The following is a 16,997-nucleotide window of genomic DNA, read 5'->3' as shown; positions in this document are numbered from 1 at the left end:
GCTTAGAAAGTAATACTTTCTAACATAAGAAATGAAAGGGTGAAGGAATATGGCAAAGAAAAATAATATTGCTCGAAACATTGCGATTGGTGTAGCTGCAGGGGTAGCTGTATCTATGTTAAAGAAAGAAAACCGTGAAAAAGTAAAAAATACAGCAGAAAAAGCAAAAACAAAGATGATTGAAATTGGTGAAAATGCGAAGATAAAAGAAAAAGTGCAAAGTGTTACAGATAAAGGACGCGAACTTGCTGATTTTAATGTAGTGAAAGCGAAAGTAGCAGAAATTAAAAAATTAACGCCGTCTGTTGTAGAGACGTTAAAAGAAACGAAAGAAATTTTTAGTAAGAAAAAAGTTGAGCCAGTGGAAAAACCAGAAACGATCGAAATTCAGGCTGTATCTCCGAAGGTAGATGAGCTTAAAGCGGAAGAAGAGCCAGTGGTAGCTGAAGATGGTGGTATGAAAGAAGCTCGTGAATTATTTATGAAAGACTCAAATGCAGAGGAAAAAAAAACTGAAGCATACATTGAGCTAAAGCAAAATAAAGAAGAGAAGAAAAGCGTTTAAAAATATATGAAGAAATTTATAGAAAAAGTAAGAAGACATCGTACTTTTTCGTTTGGGAAAGATTTATATGACCGGACGATGCGCGATGATGTAGCGGGCTTGGCAGCACAGCTCGCTTATTTCTTCTTGCTTGCGATTTTTCCTGGGCTTGTTTTCTTAATTACGCTTCTTGGCTTTATTGACCTTCAAACAGAAAGTGTGCTCAATTTATTAGAACCGTACGTACCAGAAGATGCGATGAACTTAATTGAAGTAAACGTAGATAAAGTTGTAAACGAGCAAAATGGTGGTTTATTATCATTCGGTTTACTGTCGATGCTATGGTTTGCTTCAAACGGGGTGAATGCGGTTATGAACGCTTTTAACCGTGCTTATGATGTAACAGAAACCCGTTCCTTTATTAAAACAAGAGCTTTATCTATCGTGTTTACGTTAGCAATAATTTTTATGATTGTGTTTGCACTAATCGTTCCGGTATTTGGACAAGTGATTGGGGCAGCTGTGTTTAAAGCAATTGGTTTATCGGATAGTTTTTCTTACGTTTGGAGTATTACGCGTTTAGTAGCGAGTTTCTTCGTTTTGTTCGCTTTATTTAGCTTTGTATATACGTTTGCGCCTGATCGGAAATTAAAGCGAAGAGAAGTCATATCTGGGGCTTTATTTGCTACTGTAGGATGGATTGTGGTATCGTACTCATTTGCCTATTATGTAGATAAATTTGCAAATTACGCTAATACATATGGTGGTCTCGGTGGTATCATTATTTTAATGTTATGGTTTTACTTAACTGCATGGGTAATTTTACTTGGCGGTGAAATTAATGGCTTACTCCATCATTATAGAACGGGTGACAATAATTCCCGTAATGAAAAATGAGCTCTTGTTCCATAATAAAAGGGAACAGGGGGGATATTTCATGAGTAATAATAAAAAGAACCACAATAATAAAAATAACAAACAAAAGAGCAGTTCGCATCCAAAGCATAAAACGAGCAGCAGTGCGAACGGTCACAATAGCTACCATTAAAAAAAGCGGGTCCTTTATGAGGGACCCGTTATTTGTTTCCTTTTAATAATCGCAAACCATTTAAAATGACAAGAATCGTACTTCCTTCATGTCCAATAACACCGAATGGAAGAGCCAAAAATTGCAAGAAGTTAGAACAAATTAGCATTGCAATTACAGCTAGCGAAAAAATTACATTTTGCTTCACAATACGGTTCATTCGTTTTGATAAACGGATTGCTTGAGAGAGACGAGATAATTCGTTCTTCATGAGAACAACGTCTGCAGTCTCTAATGCTACGTCTGTTCCTTCACCCATTGCAACACCAATACTAGCAGTAGCGAGGGCAGGTGCATCGTTTATACCATCTCCAACCATGGCGACTATGCCGTACTTTTCTTTTAACTGCTTTATCGTTTCAACTTTCGTTTCGGGTAAACATGATGCGTAATATTCTTTTATATTACTTTCATGGGCAATTGCTTTTGCTGTTTCTTCATTATCACCAGTAATCATAATTGCTTCTACACCAATACTTTGTAAATCACGAATAGCAGCTATTGTTTCTTGACGAAGGGTATCTTTTAAAGCGATTAGTCCAAGAATACCATCCTCATCACTTATATAAACGACAGTTTTTCCCTCTTTTTCAAGTGAGGTAGAAATGCCATTATGAAATGTTTTTGTTTCTTCTCCGATAAAATCAGCTTTACCAATTTTATAAGCGTTGTTTTCTAATATTCCTTTTAATCCAAAACCAGTTACATCTTCAACGTTTTCTGGTTTTTTTATCGTAATGTCGTAAGCATGTTTTGCATATTTAACAATTGCTTCTGCTAAAGGATGTGTAGAGTGACTTTCAATCGCTGCTGTAATAGAAAGTACTTCACTTTCTGCTATGCCTTCTCGAACATATACATCTGTTACAGTAGGTTTTCCTTGTGTTAATGTTCCTGTTTTATCAAAGGCAATCGCCTTTACTGAAGCTAGACGTTCTAAATGAATACCACCTTTAAAGAGAATACCATTTCTCGCTCCGTTTGAAATTGCTGATAAAGTTGCTGGTGTAATGGCTGCAACTAGCGCACAAGGAGAAGCGACTACAAGTAAGATCATAGCGCGATAAAACGTTTCATTCCAACTCCAATCGAGTAAGAAATGAGGAACGAACATCATAAGCGCAACAACGAGTAGTACACCTTTTACGTATGTTCCTTCAAATTTTTCGATGAATAGTTGTGATGGCGATTTTTCACTTTGTGCACTTTGTACAAGACGAATAATCTTTTGGAATAATGTTTGATCGCTTGTCTTCGTAATTTTAACTTCGATAGCACCACGTAAATTTACAGTGCCGGCAAATACTTCATCGCCGAATTTTTTCTCATTCGGAATAGGTTCTCCTGTAATAGCTGCTTCATCAATATTTGTTTCACCCTTATGAATTGTGCCATCAGCAGGAACACGCTCACCTGGCTTAATTAAAATAATATCGTTAATTTGTAATTGTCCAACGGGAATACGTTCCTCAGTTCCGTTTGAAATACGTAATGCTTCTTCCGGTTGTAGATCAAGAAGCGCTGAAATTTCTTTTTGGCTTTTACTTAATGTATAAGATTCCATTGCTCCGCTTAATGCAAAGATGAAGATTAAAATAGCACCTTCTGCCCAGTAACCGATAACTGCGGCACCGATAGCTGCAAAAATCATGAGCATTTCAACATTTAGCTCTTTCTCTTCAATTGTGTCCTCAATACCTTCTTTTGCTTTTGCAAATCCTCCAATTACATAGGCAAGGATATAGAAGGTAATACCTGCGTTTATTGCCTCGTTTTTTGTGAATAACCAACCAGCTAAAATGAAAATACCAGATGCGATTGCAAATATAAGTTCATAATGTTTCTTTAATGTATCCCATAAAGAGGGATGAGAAATATCTTTTTGTGCTTGTAATGTTTTTACTTCTGCGTTCATTACTACTCGCTCCTTCCGAATTCTTATTGAGAAAAAGAATCAAAATCGAACCCCCTATAAAACGACGAAAGCTGCCATCCATAATGGATAGCAGCATTTCTGTTGAATCTGATTTTAATAGTTATTAAGTTGTAATTATTCTATAGTATAGCATATGTTTTTGTTAGATGATATGTTTTTGTTTTAGTATAAACTGAAAACTTGTGTTTTCGCATTTCCTTTGGTATATATGAATATTGTTCATAAAAAGATCGGAAAGGAAGACATCAAGTTGAAGACAGAGAAATTTTTTACCAATCCGATTGGCGTGTTTATTGCTGCAATAGTAGCAACCTTTTTATGGGGAAGCGCATTTCCCTTTATTAAATTAAGCTATGTTGAACTTGGAATTCAGCCACAAGAAGTCGGAGAACAAATATTATTTGCGGGTTATCGCTTTTTCTTATCTGGTGCAATGCTCTTATTATTTTTTAAAGCGTTAGGAAAAGATATGCAGTTCAAAAAGGGAACAGGGAAGCAGTTAGTTCAAATTGGTTTGTTCCAAACTTTTCTTCAATATATATGTTTTTATATTGGAATGAGTTACAGTTCAGGAATTGAAGGAGCGATTATTTCAGGAACATCATCATTCTTTCAAATTTTACTCGCGCACTTTTTATATAAAGATGATGCTCTAAATATGAGAAAAGTAATTGGGGTATCTATCGGTTTTTGTGGTGTGATTTTGGTGAATGCACCGAGTGATGGAAGCTTATCATTCCACTTTGGAATAGGTAGCTTATTACTTCTTGGGGCAGCAATGATGTATTCGTATGGAAATATACTAGCAAAAGAAGGAAGTAAAACATTAGATGTTGGGTACATGACAGCATACCAAATGATTTTTGGATCAATTGGGTTACTATGTATAGGGGCATTTCAAGTTGGAGTAATACCATTTACATTTAACCTACATGCAATACTTATGCTCATATATTTATCGTTCTTATCGGCAGCGGGATTTTGTATATGGAATACAATTATGAAGTATAACAAAGTAGGAAAAGTTTCGATGTATATGTTCTTTATACCAGTGTTTGGTGTGTTACTATCCAGTCTAATTTTAGGGGAAGCGATTCATTCCTTTGTACTATTTGGTTTAGCATGTGTTGCAGCGGGAATTATTGTAGTAAATCGTGCTCCGGCTAAACAGAAAATTGAGCAAGAAAAACAGGTAGCATAGAGAACAGAAAAACGATTAAAATGGAAGAACAGCACTGTTCTTCTTTTTTTACATAGAAAAAGGAAAACGTGCTATATGTAACGAAAAAAAGATAGAAAAAGCATTTATTGAGGAGAACATATTATGAATGTACTTTACATTGTGTTAGTCGGGCAAATTATTCTTTTTTTAACGGGAGCAATTTATGCAATAGGACAGACGAAAAGAACGAGAAATAATATGCCGTTGCCGTTAGCGGTTCGTCTTATTCTGAGTTTTTCTTTAACTGGTAGTGCAATTTGGATATGGTTACAAGATCCGTCGGTAGAATATAGTACATGGGTTGCACTTGGTATGACTTTATCAACTATAGGAGATTTATTTATGGCAGGATTGATTCCAATTGGTCATCGATTAATTGGAGGAATGGTTACTTTCGCTCTTGCACATTGTTTCTATGTGAAAGCATTTTTACAAACAGGTATTTCATGGAATGGTTTTTGGATTGGTTTACTCGTATACGGACTCTTTCTAATTATAGGATGGTTCTTTTTTATCCGAAATGAAAAACAGGATAAATTGTTTACGATAGGGGCTCTAATTTACGGTTTGTGGGTCGGAGGAATGGCTTGTTTTGCATTCGCCTTATATTACGAGAATACAGGAATATGGTGGGTGCCAGCACTTGGTGGTTTATTGTTCGTGATTTCTGATTTTATTATCGGTGTTACAGATATCGGGGGGCGCAAACTGAAGTATGAACCACTTTGGATTTGGTTTACATATGTCGCAGCGCAGATGTGTATTGTATATGTAGGATTATAAAAAGATACTCTCAAAAATAGTAGATAGGCTATTTTGAGAGTATTTTTTTTATTGCTATGCTACTATATTTTCTGTTTGATTTATGCAGTGTTTTATATTTTCTAAGCATGAATTTAATAGAAAAAGTCCCGCTTGGTAGATAGGGAATATAGTATATAAGAATAGCAAATTTATGAGAGTTATTATTTTTATATTTGTAATATTCTAATGTTATAATTCAGAATTTTGTGGAAATTAATCGGTCGGAGTACTTATAATAAAAATAAAAAGATGATGAGATGGTGGAATGATGCAAAAGAAAAACGTTTGCGTGAATTCTTTGAAATAATTGCAATAGCATGTTTATTAGTGTTTTTGGCAAAAATCTTTTTGTTTTTTCCTACGACTGTAAAAGGAGCATCGATGAGGCCGACGTTACAAGATGGAGATAAAGTAATCATTAATAAACTTGCCAAGAAATTTGAAAGTTATGAGAGAGAGGATATTATTGTCGTGAAGACAGATAATTTCTACGTGAAGAGAGTTATTGGATTGCCAGGAGATGTAATTGAGATGAAGAATGATCAATTATATGTTAATCATCAAGTGAAAAACGAAGAGTATTTAAATAATAATAAAAAACAGGCAGAAAAATTACTTATCAATTTAACTGAAGACTTTGGACCGATTACAATTCCTAAAAATAAAATTTTTGTGATGGGAGATAATCGTTTAGTTAGTAGGGATAGTAGGAACGGCTTAGGGCTCATTGATAGAACAGAAGTATTAGGAAAGCTCATGGCGATATATTATCCATTTGAACATGTGAAAATTGTAAATTAAAAATAAGAAAAACCAAGCGAATTAGTTGCTTGGTTTTTCTTGTTTAAACAGTTGGTGTTGTATTTATCCCCCACTGATTAAAGTGTTACTTTATTGTTTCTTGTGAAGCGATAGTTTCAATATTTAGCATGAATTTTTTTTGTAACAATTGCAATTTAAATAGTGTTAAAGGATCATGATAAGTTTCTGGATTGGTTCTTAGCTTTGTTAATGTTTGCTCATCTTCTTGTATTTCAAGTTGGGCCGCTTCTACAGTTTGTTTCAATATGCTAAGAGGGTCTTTAAAGAACATCATGATATCACGTTCTAGCGCACCTTCAAATACTTCGAATTGAAGAAGGAATTGTTTGGAAATCATCTGAGCAACTTCTGTATAATCTTCTGTTTCAATATATTGTTTATATTTATTTGATAGCATAGACTGGTTTTTTTGCATATTACCGAATAATTTCCCTGCACTTTTTAAGAAAAATTGTGTTGGTGTAAAGCGTAATAAAATATTGATGTTAGCCACTGTAATTCTGTTCGTCATTCTTGCAACATCTCTATCCCAGTCATCTAGTAATTTGAAATCGCAAGGAAGTTTAATACGCTCTTCCTCATAGAGTTTATTAAAGGTATCGCCCATTTCATCTAAATAAGCCTGAGCTTGGATGAATTCATTATGAGCAGTTTCAATCCATTCTTGAATAGACCCAGTAAACTTAGGAAGAAGCACTTGCTGTACATGCTTTTGAATTCTTTCATTCATTGCCACATTTAGTTCTTCATGGACCAATTTGAAATCACTATCTTCTTGAACGAGATCAGAGCAACTCTGCAACAATTCAGGGATTTGAGAATGTATATCCTGCGTAATCTCTTCTTTTGTTAAAAGATAAGATTCTGTAATAGAACGAATTTTATCTTTTTGGATAGCAGTAAGATTATTAATAAAACCATCAAGTTTTACTAAAATATGCTTATTCCAGCGGACTGATTTCACTAACGTATTTTCTAATTCCACACGTTCATTTAAAAGGTATGCAATTGTTTTTTGGATAAACCACAATAATTTTTCAATGCGTTCTTTTTCCACGTTACGCTGAGTAAGGTTAGAAAGAATAGAGTCTGTTACATTACCTAGCTGTTCACTACTCTCTTGGGAAGGAGAGTAAGGGAAAAATTGTGCTTCTGGGAAATGTATGAGTATTTTCTTCTTAATGTTGTTTGTGATGTTTTCACTAGTATTCGCATCAATTGTTTGTAAGATGAATTGAATCTGTAAATTTGGTACTTGCTCACGAATATATAGTAATGTATCGAGCTCTTCATCATGTAATGGTGAAGCTGAATTTAGTACATAGATGAGACTATCTGCTGCCTGTAAGTATTCGAAATGAGAGCTGTTTTTGTCAATTTGTCCATGCATAGTAGGTGTGACAAAGAATGAAAACTTATTTTTTCGTAAAAATCTACTTGGTAATTTAACTTCAATACATTTATTTTCTAGTTCTGACTGAGAAGGTACCGCTAGTATATTATGAAGTTCGTCAAAGTTTGGTATATTTCGTATATCTAGCTCTGTAAGCTCAGTTATTTCAGTTTGACTATCATCTTTAAATGTAATTGCAGTTGTTATAGTCTCATTTAATATATTTTCGCCTAGTATAGAGTTAATAAAGGCTGATTTATCATAATCGCTAGCTCCTGCTACTAGAAGTTGTGCAACGTTTAAATCGTATAACTCACGAACAAGTAGTGTGAATTGATGACCTAAATCTACATCATTCTTCTCAGCCCATACAGTAATCGTTTCAAATAATGCTGATACGTCTGCCATATCAACATTTGAATGAGCTGATGCATTTGAAAGTAAGGCACCTGCGCTTTTTACAAGTAATGATTCTAGAGTTGTCGGTGAAACTTCATTCCATGCTAATACTGCTGCGGAGACAAGTAAAGAATTTTCCGCTTTCGTTAAACTAAACCAATTTGTTAATAAATCTGGTACAAGTCCTTGTAATTCGTGCATGAAATGTTGTCCAGTAATCAATTCGAAGTAAGTCTCTTGATAGCGAGTAGAAATTTCATTCCAATCGTCATTAGCATCTACTTCAATATGTAAGAATAAGTGATTTATTGTTTGAATCCAAGGTAGATGGAATGATTCATTTTCATAGCTGTTCCAAAGTGAAATAACAAGTTCTTTAAACTGAACTTGATCGGTAGCATATAAGGCTTTTAAAGATTCATAGAAATACTCAGGTTTTATTTTGTTAGTAAAGCCTCTGTTTACATAATTGATTAAAGTATCAAACCAGTGCAATGATTTTGTTCGAATTCCTTCTTGAACCGCTAGTTCAATAGCATTATTCCAATCTTCTTGTTTTTCATAGAACGATCGAGCGATTGCAGTAATATTTGGATAGTCCGGTTGAAACGCAACAGCTTCACTAATCGTCTTAAATGCTAGACCTAAACGATTTTGCTCGATATAAAGAGAAAGAAGTTGTAGGGAAACTTCCATCGTAAGAGTTGTATCTTCTGTTTGGATAGATTTATAAATTTCTTCTGCTTTTGGTAGGAAATCTAATTCGAAATAAGCATCTGCAATATTCTTCATGGCCCAGAGTGCAAGTTCATTATTTACTTTCTCCCATTTGAATATAGCGGCTTCAAAGTCTTTAGTTTGAAAATAAACTTCACCTTGTGCGAAGCGAATATTAGATATATTGGAGAATTCATTTTTTTGATTCATTTATATATGCTTCACCGAGTACTTCCGTTACCGGGATGGAAGAGTCTTCTGTTAAAAATGTTTTATAGTAAATCTTTTGAATAAATTGTTTTTCAATGGTCATGTTCGTTCCCCCTGTATAATTTAGAAAAATGATGTTGTATGTAAAAGGGTGCATGTTACTCTAATAGGTAGAAGTTGCATTATATAGACCAAACTATGTTTTTGCTAGATATATCATTTTTCCTGAGAGTTAAACCGTTGCAAAAAGTAACTTTCCTTTATTGTAACAAAAAAATAAGCCTATGAATTTTTATTTTTTAATCTGGCTATTTATAGGCAGTAAGACTCCTACTCTAAAAATTAGCGAATGCAAGGAAGTTAAGTGGCAACCCTGCTGCCCGTAAAATTCCGATTGGTGCAGGCTAATAATCGGTGGGGAGGGACAAAAAAGCCACGGATTCAATCTCTGTTAAAGGAACGGAATAGAAGTAGAGTTCATTATAAAAACAATGTATAGTGAATATGTATACCATGTTTGGCTTGAAGATAGAACGGGCACAATATGGAATAACGATCGTGCATAGGATGTGTCTTCCGAATGGAACAACATGTTGGCGAGTTAATCTCACATTATGGGTATTTTGGAATTATTATAGCTTTAGCTGGTGGGATTGTTGGATTACCTATACCAGATGAGTTTTTATTGACTTTTATCGGTTATAATATTTCAAAAGGAGTTATGTCAGGAACAGCTGCATTTTTAAGTGGAATGGCAGGTGCGATGATTGGTATTACATTAAGTTACATCTTAGGTTTAAAACTCGGGCTCCCTGTTTTAAAAAAATACGGTCCGAAAATTAGAATTAAAGAACATCATATTGAAAAAACACATATCTTATTTGAAAAATACGGTCCGTTTCTTTTAATGATTGGCTACTTTATACCGGGAGTACGTCACTTAACAGCATATTTTGCTGGGGTTTCGAATTTAACATGGTGGCGTTTTTGTCTGTATGCTTACGGTGGTGCACTAATTTGGATAAGTGTTTTTATTGGCCTAGGTTGGAAACTAGGAGAGAAGTGGCGCTTCGTTGAGTATAGTTTACATCATTATGGAATGTTGATTTTATTTATTTCGGCAATTGTAACATTGATTGTGTGGATTTACATAAGGAAAAGAAAAAACCGCTAATAATAGCGGTTTTTTAGCTGAAAGCAATAAATAGTACACCAGCTGTAATAAAGACTACACCAATACCAGTCATAAAGTTTAACTTTTCACCGAGTATAATCATCGCAAGAATAATAGAAAACACTACACTTAATTTATCGATAGGGGCTACTTGAGAGACCTTTCCTGTTTTTAAGGCAAGAAAATAAAATAGCCATGACGAAGCACCTGCAATTCCACTTAATGTGATAAATAGCAGTGCTTTTTTATTTAGCAGTACGTTGCCGATATTTTGAAATTTACCTTGTATAATAATTACTCCTACCATAAATAATGCCATAATAATAGATCGAATCGTTGTCGCAACATTGGCATCGATTCCGTCCAAACCAATCTTTCCGAAAATAGATACGAGGGCAGCGGCAATTGCTGATAATAGTGCGAATAATAGCCATGAGCTCATAGTAAAATTCCTCCAATCTTACATTATTATACATGAAAATCATTCTCATGTATAAATAACGAAATAATCCCCACCTTATATTTTTAATAAGGTGGGGATTATTATACTACTCTGCTATTTCTTCATATAAAAAGTACGTTACATTATAAATATGCTCTACTTCATCATCCGTCATAAATAATAATTCGTCACGTTCAATCCCTTTTTTCTTTTCAATAAATTCAATCATGTTTTTTCGTTCTTCTCTTTTCATCAATTTTTATTTCTCCTCTCAATCTGTTTTAATACAGTTTATTTAAGTTACTTCTATTATATAACAGAATCTTTAGAAAGTTCCACCTATTTTATTGTTTTTTTCAGAAGAACCTTTCGACAAAACAAGCCCACCTAAGGGGGCTTGTTTTTATTTTATAGTCGTAAAAACTCGGGCTCGGTCGTACCAGCACCATCGATGTAATAAATTGTGTCGGGATTGATTTTAATTAGTACATAATTGGGATCTTCCACACCGAGTAACCAGCGTTTTAAGCTATTAGTCCAAAATTTGTTTTTTAACGTTTGATCTTCTTCGATGGAAGCTATACCTTCAACTTCAATGTAATCTTCATCTAATTTCTTTCCCTCTCGCCCAAGTAGTACATGTACATTTGGATTCTTTTCGATATCTGTTATCTTTTTTGAATTTCGATCTGTTGCAACATATAGAACAAAATCTTCGTGGAAAAACATCATAAAGGCACCATGTGGCTTATCGTTACGTACAGTAGATAATACGCCAGTACGTTGACCTTGAATAATAGTTGCGATTTTTTCTTTTAAGTGCATATTTTTAACCTCTTTTCATAATTTATAATTTTCTCCGTTTAAACAAGATAATTTAAATATCTTTCATACTGTTTTCTTCAATCTGATTTTTTAAACACAATTGTGATGAAATCGGACAAGTTAGGAGAAGAATAATATTAATGATGAGGAGAAATACATACGATGGAAGGATGGAAAGCATGTTTAATAAAATATTTCTTATAGTAGCGCTTATAGGTGTACCACTTTCTGTACTCGGAAAAACAATGCATTGGCCTCAAACAATTATGTTTGCTGTATATTGCATTACGATTATCGCATTAGCGGGGTTTATGGGGAGAGCAACAGAAAGTTTAGCAATTGTCTCTGGACCTCGGATAGGTGGATTATTAAATGCAACGTTCGGTAATGCCGTTGAACTTATCATTTCAATTTTCGCACTTCAGGCAGGATTAATTGAAGTAGTGCTAGCATCTTTAACTGGTTCTGTACTTGGAAACTTACTATTAGTAGGAGGGCTATCCTTCTTTATAGGAGGCCTTAAATATAAAAGACAAAGCTTTAATGTTTATGATGCAAGGCATAATTCAGCTTTATTAATATTTGCTGTTGTTGTAGCCTTTGTTATTCCAGAGATTTTTTCAATGAAGATGGATGCTGGAAAGACGTATCAATTAAGTATTGGTGTTTCTATTATCATGATTCTTATGTACCTTGCTGCATTGTTATTTAAGTTAGTTACGCACCGTGGTGTATATCAACATAAAAGTGATGAAGTAGCACATGAGGAAGAGCCAGAGTGGTCCAAAGGTAAAGCGTTACTCATTTTAGCGATAGCAACACTTGCAGTTGCTTATGTGTCAGAGGCTCTCGTACATACTTTTGAAACGGTCGCAAAGTCGTTTGGCTGGTCGGAGTTATTTATCGGGGTTATTATCGTTGCAATTGTTGGTAATGCAGCAGAACATGCATCTGCGATTATTATGGCGTATAAAAATAAAGTGAATATCGCAGTAGAAATTGCAGTAGGTTCTACATTACAAATCGCGATGTTTGTTGCTCCTGTATTAGTACTACTATCCATGTCCTTTGCACAAAGGATGCCTTTAGTATTTACAATACCAGAACTTGTGTCCATGATTACAGCCGTTTTCTTAACGATTGCGATTTCAAATGATGGGGATACAAACTGGTTTGAAGGAGGCACTTTATTAGCAGCGTATGTCATTATGGGAATTGGTTTTTATTTATTATGAAAAATAGGCATAACAATTGTGCCCAGAGAAAACAATAAACAAAGTAGTATATATACCTTTATGTAGGAAGGAGCCAGACAGGTGAAACGAGTATACAGCATATGTCTTTCAACCATGGTCTCGTTTATTTTATTATTTCCTAACAGTAGTTTTGCAAAGACAACGGTAGAAGTAAAAATGCCTTCATCTGTTTTAAATATTTCAAAAGATAATACATTTCCAAATGACGCACAAGATTTACCGCGTTTACAGCCAAGTAAGTTTGCGCAAGAACTATTGAAAACAGCAAATATCAAAATTGAAAACCCTGATTTAATTCGAATGTTTAATGAAACAACAATTTCGAATGCGCCACTTGCAGTAGGATACCGAGCAAAAATTTATTTAGGTCAATGGGCATTAAATTATGAATCAATAGATACATCGATTAACTGGGAATATAAGCAAGTGAATCGAAATGTATATGACAATCGCGGGGGGGATCGCTTATACCCACTTCGCTATAAACAAGAAACCCAAAAGACAATCGAAGGTGATTTAACAGCAGATATGAAAGATGCTGCAGATGTGAAAAAAATGATGCTTTTAAAAGCGCTTGAAAAAGTACAATTGCCACTTTCATTTAAAACGACAATTGGTTATGGTACAGGACATGAGCGTGTATATAATATTAGTCCGAGTCAACTTGGATATTTATACGCTTATACACCAGCAGTAAATGAAAAAGGAAAAGTAACATTTGGCGAAGTCTACCTTGTGTTAAAAGGGAATCAAAAAAGGCTTGTCGTAAAAAATATTACATCTCAAGGAATTGGGGCAGCTATTCCAATTCATGATCATTTGTTTTTTAAATTTATTTCTTCATCGCATTCGCAATAATATGAAAAACGTCAGCTTATAAGCTGACGTTTCTATTTATAATGTAATATTTGCTGTTTTTGATAAGAAATCTTCTGTCGGATAGTAGCTGTTTTTTACAAGAACATTTGGTCCAAGACATTTTACTGCAGGACAGTGACAGCTTAATGATTTTGCTGTTTTTGAAGCGCTCCATTTTTCATACGCTTCTTGTAATGTGTTTGTTTGTATGTTTCCTAGAAGTGGAACATCACCAAAGTCTGTCACAATAATATTTCCATCGAAAATATTTACGTTTAAACGAGAACGGCCATCTGGGTCATTACGAACTGTTACATTTTTGCTTTCTTGTAATTTTTTAAATGTAGCGATGTCTCGCTCATCATCACTGCAAGCATAGAAAGGTAATGTTCCGAATAACATCCATACATTTTCATCGCGAATTTCTAGTAAATGCTCAATTGCATCACGAATTTCAGCTTTCGTTAAAATTTCTAAATTGCTCGCGAAGTCACTCGGATACATCGGATGAACCTCATGACGCTTACATCCCATTTCTTCGACAATTTGACGATGAATATGTTCCATATGTGGTAGAGTTCTTTTGTTTAACATTGTTTCTGCTGATACGAGTACACCTGCATTTGATAGAGCTTTACTATTTGTAATCATTCTTTCGAATAATTTTGCGCGTTGTTCATAAGTAGGTTTACGCTCCATCATTGCAAATCCGCCTTCAACGAAGTCATCAATTGTTCCCCAGTTATGTGAAATGTGCAATACATCTAAGTAGGGAATAATTTGTTCGTAACGTGCTAAATCTATAGTTAAGTTTGAGTTGATTTGAGTGCGAACGCCTCGTTCATGGGCATATTTTAAGAGTGGTGTTACATAATTGTCGACGGATTTTTTTGAAAGCATAGGTTCTCCGCCTGTAATACTTAAAGAACGTAAATGAGGAATCTCATCTAATCGTTTTAATAAAAGCTCCATCGGAAGCGGATTTGGATCTTTCGGCTGTAATGTGTAACCAACAGCGCAATGCTCGCAACGCATATTGCATAACGTCGTCGTTGTAAACTCAACGTTTGTTAATAGTAGTTTGCCGTACTCTTCAAGGTCCATATACGCTTCCCATGGATCGTAAGAAGGAGTAATCGGCTTCATTATTTGTGATATCGTCATATGAAATACTCCTTTGACTATTGAAATAACAATTTGTCCATTCTCTATAATAGAAGAATATGTGCTTTTTATAAAGTGAAACTTTTTTGTGAAAAAAGAGAGAGGGCTTACATTAGAATGAATTACTGTTACAAAATCGATGAAATTACATGCCCATAGCAATCATTTTTGCGGTATAATAAAAGCAACTCGAATTAAAAGGAGAGTGCCTTCATGGGAAAAGCAATTCAAGATAAAGATACACAATTAGTATATTTAAAAGAGCGTTTAAATATGTTCATTGAAGTAATTGATACAATTGAACCTGAAGAAGTAGAGTTAGAAGATGTAGATCGTCTTCTTGCGATGTTAGATGAATTAGAATTAAAATGTGAGCAATTTAAAAAAGACGAATAATATATTAAAAAGGCTACCAATACAAAATTGGTAGCCTTTTTCTGTACGGATAATAGAAGGAATATAGAAAAAAAGGTATAATCAAGTTGTGAAAAATTTCATTTATACTTTAATAGCGTGATAAATAAAAAGCTGAAGAGCATAACAATGGAATTTTCATCTCATAACGTTTTGGTAGCGTTCACAATTGAGGGGGAAGTAACAATGGAAAAGCTTCAAGAAAGCATGTATCAACTAGTTGTTGAAACGTCAACGAACTTACCGAAAGATGTTCGTCGTGCGATTCAACAAGCGAAAGAGCGAGAAAACGCAGGGACTCGTTCGGCGATGGCACTTGGCACAATTACGAATAACATTAAAATGGCAGATGATAATATCTCGCCAATTTGCCAAGATACAGGGATGCCAACGTTTAAAATTTATACACCAGTTGGTGTGAATCAATTAAAGTTGAAGGAAGCTATCTATAATGCGCTTGAGCGGGCGACAAAAGATGGTAAGCTTCGTCCCAATTCTGTTGATTCTCTTTTTGGAGACAATAGTGGAAATAATTTAGGACCAGGTACACCGGTTATTAAGTTTGAGCAATGGGAAAAAGATTACATTGATGCACGTTTAATTTTAAAGGGCGGCGGCTGTGAGAATAAAAATATTCAATATAGCTTACCGTGTGAATTAGAAGGGCTTGGACGTGCAGGTCGTGACTTAGAAGGAATTCGTAAATGCCTTCTTCATGCAGTATATCAAGCACAAGGCCAAGGGTGTAGTGCAGGTGTAATTGGTGTTGGTATCGGGGGAGACCGTACATCAGGTTACGAATTAGCAAAAAATCAATTATTCCGTACATTAGATGATGTCAATCCAATCCCAGAGTTACAACAACTTGAAGAGTACGTATTAGAAAATGCGAATAAGCTTGGAATTGGTACGATGGGATTTGGCGGAGAAACAACTTTACTTGGTTGTAAAATTGGCGTGTATAACCGTCTGCCAGCTAGCTTCTATGTATCTGTTGCCTATAATTGTTGGGCATATCGCCGCCTTGGTGTAAAAATCCATCCTGAAACAGGAGAAATTATGGATTGGTTATACCAAGAAGGTGAAGACACACTTCAGCAAGAAGCTGCACAAGAACAATCAGAGCAGCGTGAAATCGTATTACAAGCTCCAATTACAGAAGAGCAAATTCGTGAACTTCGTGTTGGTGATGTTGTTACAATTAACGGCATGATGTATACCGGACGTGATGCGATTCATAAACATTTAATGGATAATGATTGTCCAGTAGATTTAAATGGACAAATTATTTATCACTGTGGTCCAGTTGTAGTGAAAGATGAAAATGATAATTGGCAAATTAAAGCGGCAGGTCCAACAACAAGTATCCGTGAAGAGCCATATCAAGGCGATATTATGAAAAAGTTCGGTATTCGTGCTGTAATTGGTAAGGGTGGTATGGGTGCTAAAACATTAGCTGCTTTAGAAGAACACGGTGGTGTGTACTTAAATGCAATTGGTGGTGCAGCACAATATTATGCTGAATGTATTAAAGAAGTGAAAGATGTTGATTTCTTACAATTCGGTATCCCGGAAGCAATGTGGCATTTACGTATCGATGGTTTTAAAGCAGTTGTAACGATGGATTCTCATGGGAAAAGCCTACATGCTGATGTTGATAAAACATCACTTGAAAAATTGGCGAGCTTTAAAGAACCTGTATTTAAGTAAAGAGAAATACACCTCGAATC

General features: G+C 34.9%; 15 protein-coding genes and 1 pseudogene. 10 read left to right on the top strand and 6 right to left on the bottom strand.

Going from position 1 to position 16,997, the window contains the following annotated elements; translation table 11 throughout:
- Positions 1-49 precede the first annotated feature (49 nt).
- Entirely contained in the window at positions 50-565 is a 516-nt protein-coding gene (locus CDB3_RS22525; RefSeq protein ID WP_128856013.1) for a DUF4075 domain-containing protein, read from the top strand.
- 6 nt (positions 566-571) lie between these two features.
- Positions 572-1,441, top strand: a complete 870-nt coding sequence (locus CDB3_RS22520; RefSeq protein WP_128856012.1) for a YihY/virulence factor BrkB family protein — start codon at positions 572-574, stop codon at positions 1,439-1,441.
- A gap of 179 nt (positions 1,442-1,620) precedes the next feature.
- On the opposite strand, the gene CDB3_RS22515 is transcribed toward CDB3_RS22520, so the two are convergent.
- A complete protein-coding gene (locus CDB3_RS22515) occupies positions 1,621-3,546 on the bottom strand; it encodes a heavy metal translocating P-type ATPase (protein ID WP_128856011.1) in 1,926 nt (641 codons plus the stop codon).
- Between the two features lie 271 nt (positions 3,547-3,817).
- On the opposite strand from CDB3_RS22515, the gene CDB3_RS22510 reads away from it, so the two are divergent.
- The 3 genes from CDB3_RS22510 to lepB all read left to right on the top strand — a co-directional run bounded on the left by CDB3_RS22510 (position 3,818) and on the right by lepB (position 6,394).
- Complete coding sequence (locus CDB3_RS22510) at positions 3,818-4,768, top strand: DMT family transporter (protein ID WP_128856031.1); 951 nt, start codon at positions 3,818-3,820, stop codon at positions 4,766-4,768.
- Positions 4,769-4,891: 123 nt separating this feature from the next.
- The gene (locus CDB3_RS22505; RefSeq protein ID WP_071745359.1) at positions 4,892-5,572 is read left to right on the top strand and encodes a lysoplasmalogenase; all 681 of its coding nucleotides are present in this window, start codon (positions 4,892-4,894) and stop codon (positions 5,570-5,572) included.
- Between the two features lie 273 nt (positions 5,573-5,845).
- Positions 5,846-6,394, top strand: coding sequence for a signal peptidase I (lepB, locus tag CDB3_RS22500; RefSeq protein ID WP_372708555.1), 549 nt, complete (start codon positions 5,846-5,848; stop codon positions 6,392-6,394).
- An 85-nt stretch (positions 6,395-6,479) separates the two neighbouring features.
- Here lepB and CDB3_RS22495 read toward each other — a convergent pair.
- Positions 6,480-9,237, bottom strand: a pseudogene (locus tag CDB3_RS22495) (tetratricopeptide repeat protein).
- Between the two features lie 477 nt (positions 9,238-9,714).
- On the opposite strand from CDB3_RS22495, the gene CDB3_RS22490 reads away from it, so the two are divergent.
- Positions 9,715-10,308, top strand: a complete 594-nt coding sequence (locus tag CDB3_RS22490; protein ID WP_128856009.1) for a DedA family protein — start codon at positions 9,715-9,717, stop codon at positions 10,306-10,308.
- A 13-nt stretch (positions 10,309-10,321) separates the two neighbouring features.
- Here CDB3_RS22490 and CDB3_RS22485 read toward each other — a convergent pair whose 3' ends face one another.
- The 3 genes from CDB3_RS22485 to CDB3_RS22475 all read right to left on the bottom strand — a co-directional run bounded on the left by CDB3_RS22485 (position 10,322) and on the right by CDB3_RS22475 (position 11,575).
- Entirely contained in the window at positions 10,322-10,750 is a 429-nt protein-coding gene (locus tag CDB3_RS22485) for an EamA family transporter (protein ID WP_128856008.1), read from the bottom strand.
- Between the two features lie 106 nt (positions 10,751-10,856).
- Positions 10,857-11,003 (bottom strand): BH0509 family protein, encoded by a 147-nt coding sequence (locus CDB3_RS22480; protein WP_000817786.1) that lies wholly within the window; start codon positions 11,001-11,003, stop codon positions 10,857-10,859.
- Positions 11,004-11,158: 155 nt separating this feature from the next.
- On the bottom strand, positions 11,159-11,575 hold the full coding sequence (locus CDB3_RS22475; protein ID WP_128856007.1) for a pyridoxamine 5'-phosphate oxidase family protein: 417 nt from the start codon (positions 11,573-11,575) through the stop codon (positions 11,159-11,161).
- 179 nt (positions 11,576-11,754) lie between these two features.
- Between CDB3_RS22475 and cax the strand changes: the two genes are divergently transcribed.
- Both cax and CDB3_RS22465 read left to right on the top strand, forming a co-directional pair.
- Positions 11,755-12,810: a calcium/proton exchanger gene (gene cax, locus CDB3_RS22470; RefSeq protein ID WP_128856006.1), complete on the top strand. Its 1,056-nt coding sequence runs from the start codon at positions 11,755-11,757 to the stop codon at positions 12,808-12,810.
- A gap of 81 nt (positions 12,811-12,891) precedes the next feature.
- Complete coding sequence (locus CDB3_RS22465) at positions 12,892-13,689, top strand: YfkD famly protein (RefSeq protein ID WP_002094746.1); 798 nt, start codon at positions 12,892-12,894, stop codon at positions 13,687-13,689.
- A gap of 36 nt (positions 13,690-13,725) precedes the next feature.
- Here CDB3_RS22465 and yfkAB read toward each other — a convergent pair whose 3' ends face one another.
- Complete coding sequence (gene yfkAB, locus CDB3_RS22460) at positions 13,726-14,853, bottom strand: radical SAM/CxCxxxxC motif protein YfkAB (RefSeq protein ID WP_000156002.1); 1,128 nt, start codon at positions 14,851-14,853, stop codon at positions 13,726-13,728.
- 213 nt (positions 14,854-15,066) lie between these two features.
- On the opposite strand from yfkAB, the gene CDB3_RS22455 reads away from it, so the two are divergent.
- Both CDB3_RS22455 and fumA read left to right on the top strand, forming a co-directional pair.
- On the top strand, positions 15,067-15,249 hold the full coding sequence (locus CDB3_RS22455; RefSeq protein WP_000513558.1) for an SE1561 family protein: 183 nt from the start codon (positions 15,067-15,069) through the stop codon (positions 15,247-15,249).
- Positions 15,250-15,453: 204 nt separating this feature from the next.
- Positions 15,454-16,977: a class I fumarate hydratase gene (gene fumA / locus CDB3_RS22450; RefSeq protein WP_179139743.1), complete on the top strand. Its 1,524-nt coding sequence runs from the start codon at positions 15,454-15,456 to the stop codon at positions 16,975-16,977.
- Positions 16,978-16,997: the final 20 nt, after the last annotated feature.

The organism is Bacillus sp. CDB3, assembly GCF_002081505.1.
Lineage (GTDB): Bacteria > Bacillota > Bacilli > Bacillales > Bacillaceae_G > Bacillus_A > Bacillus_A cereus_AT.
This window is presented reverse-complemented; position numbering and strand designations above follow the sequence as displayed.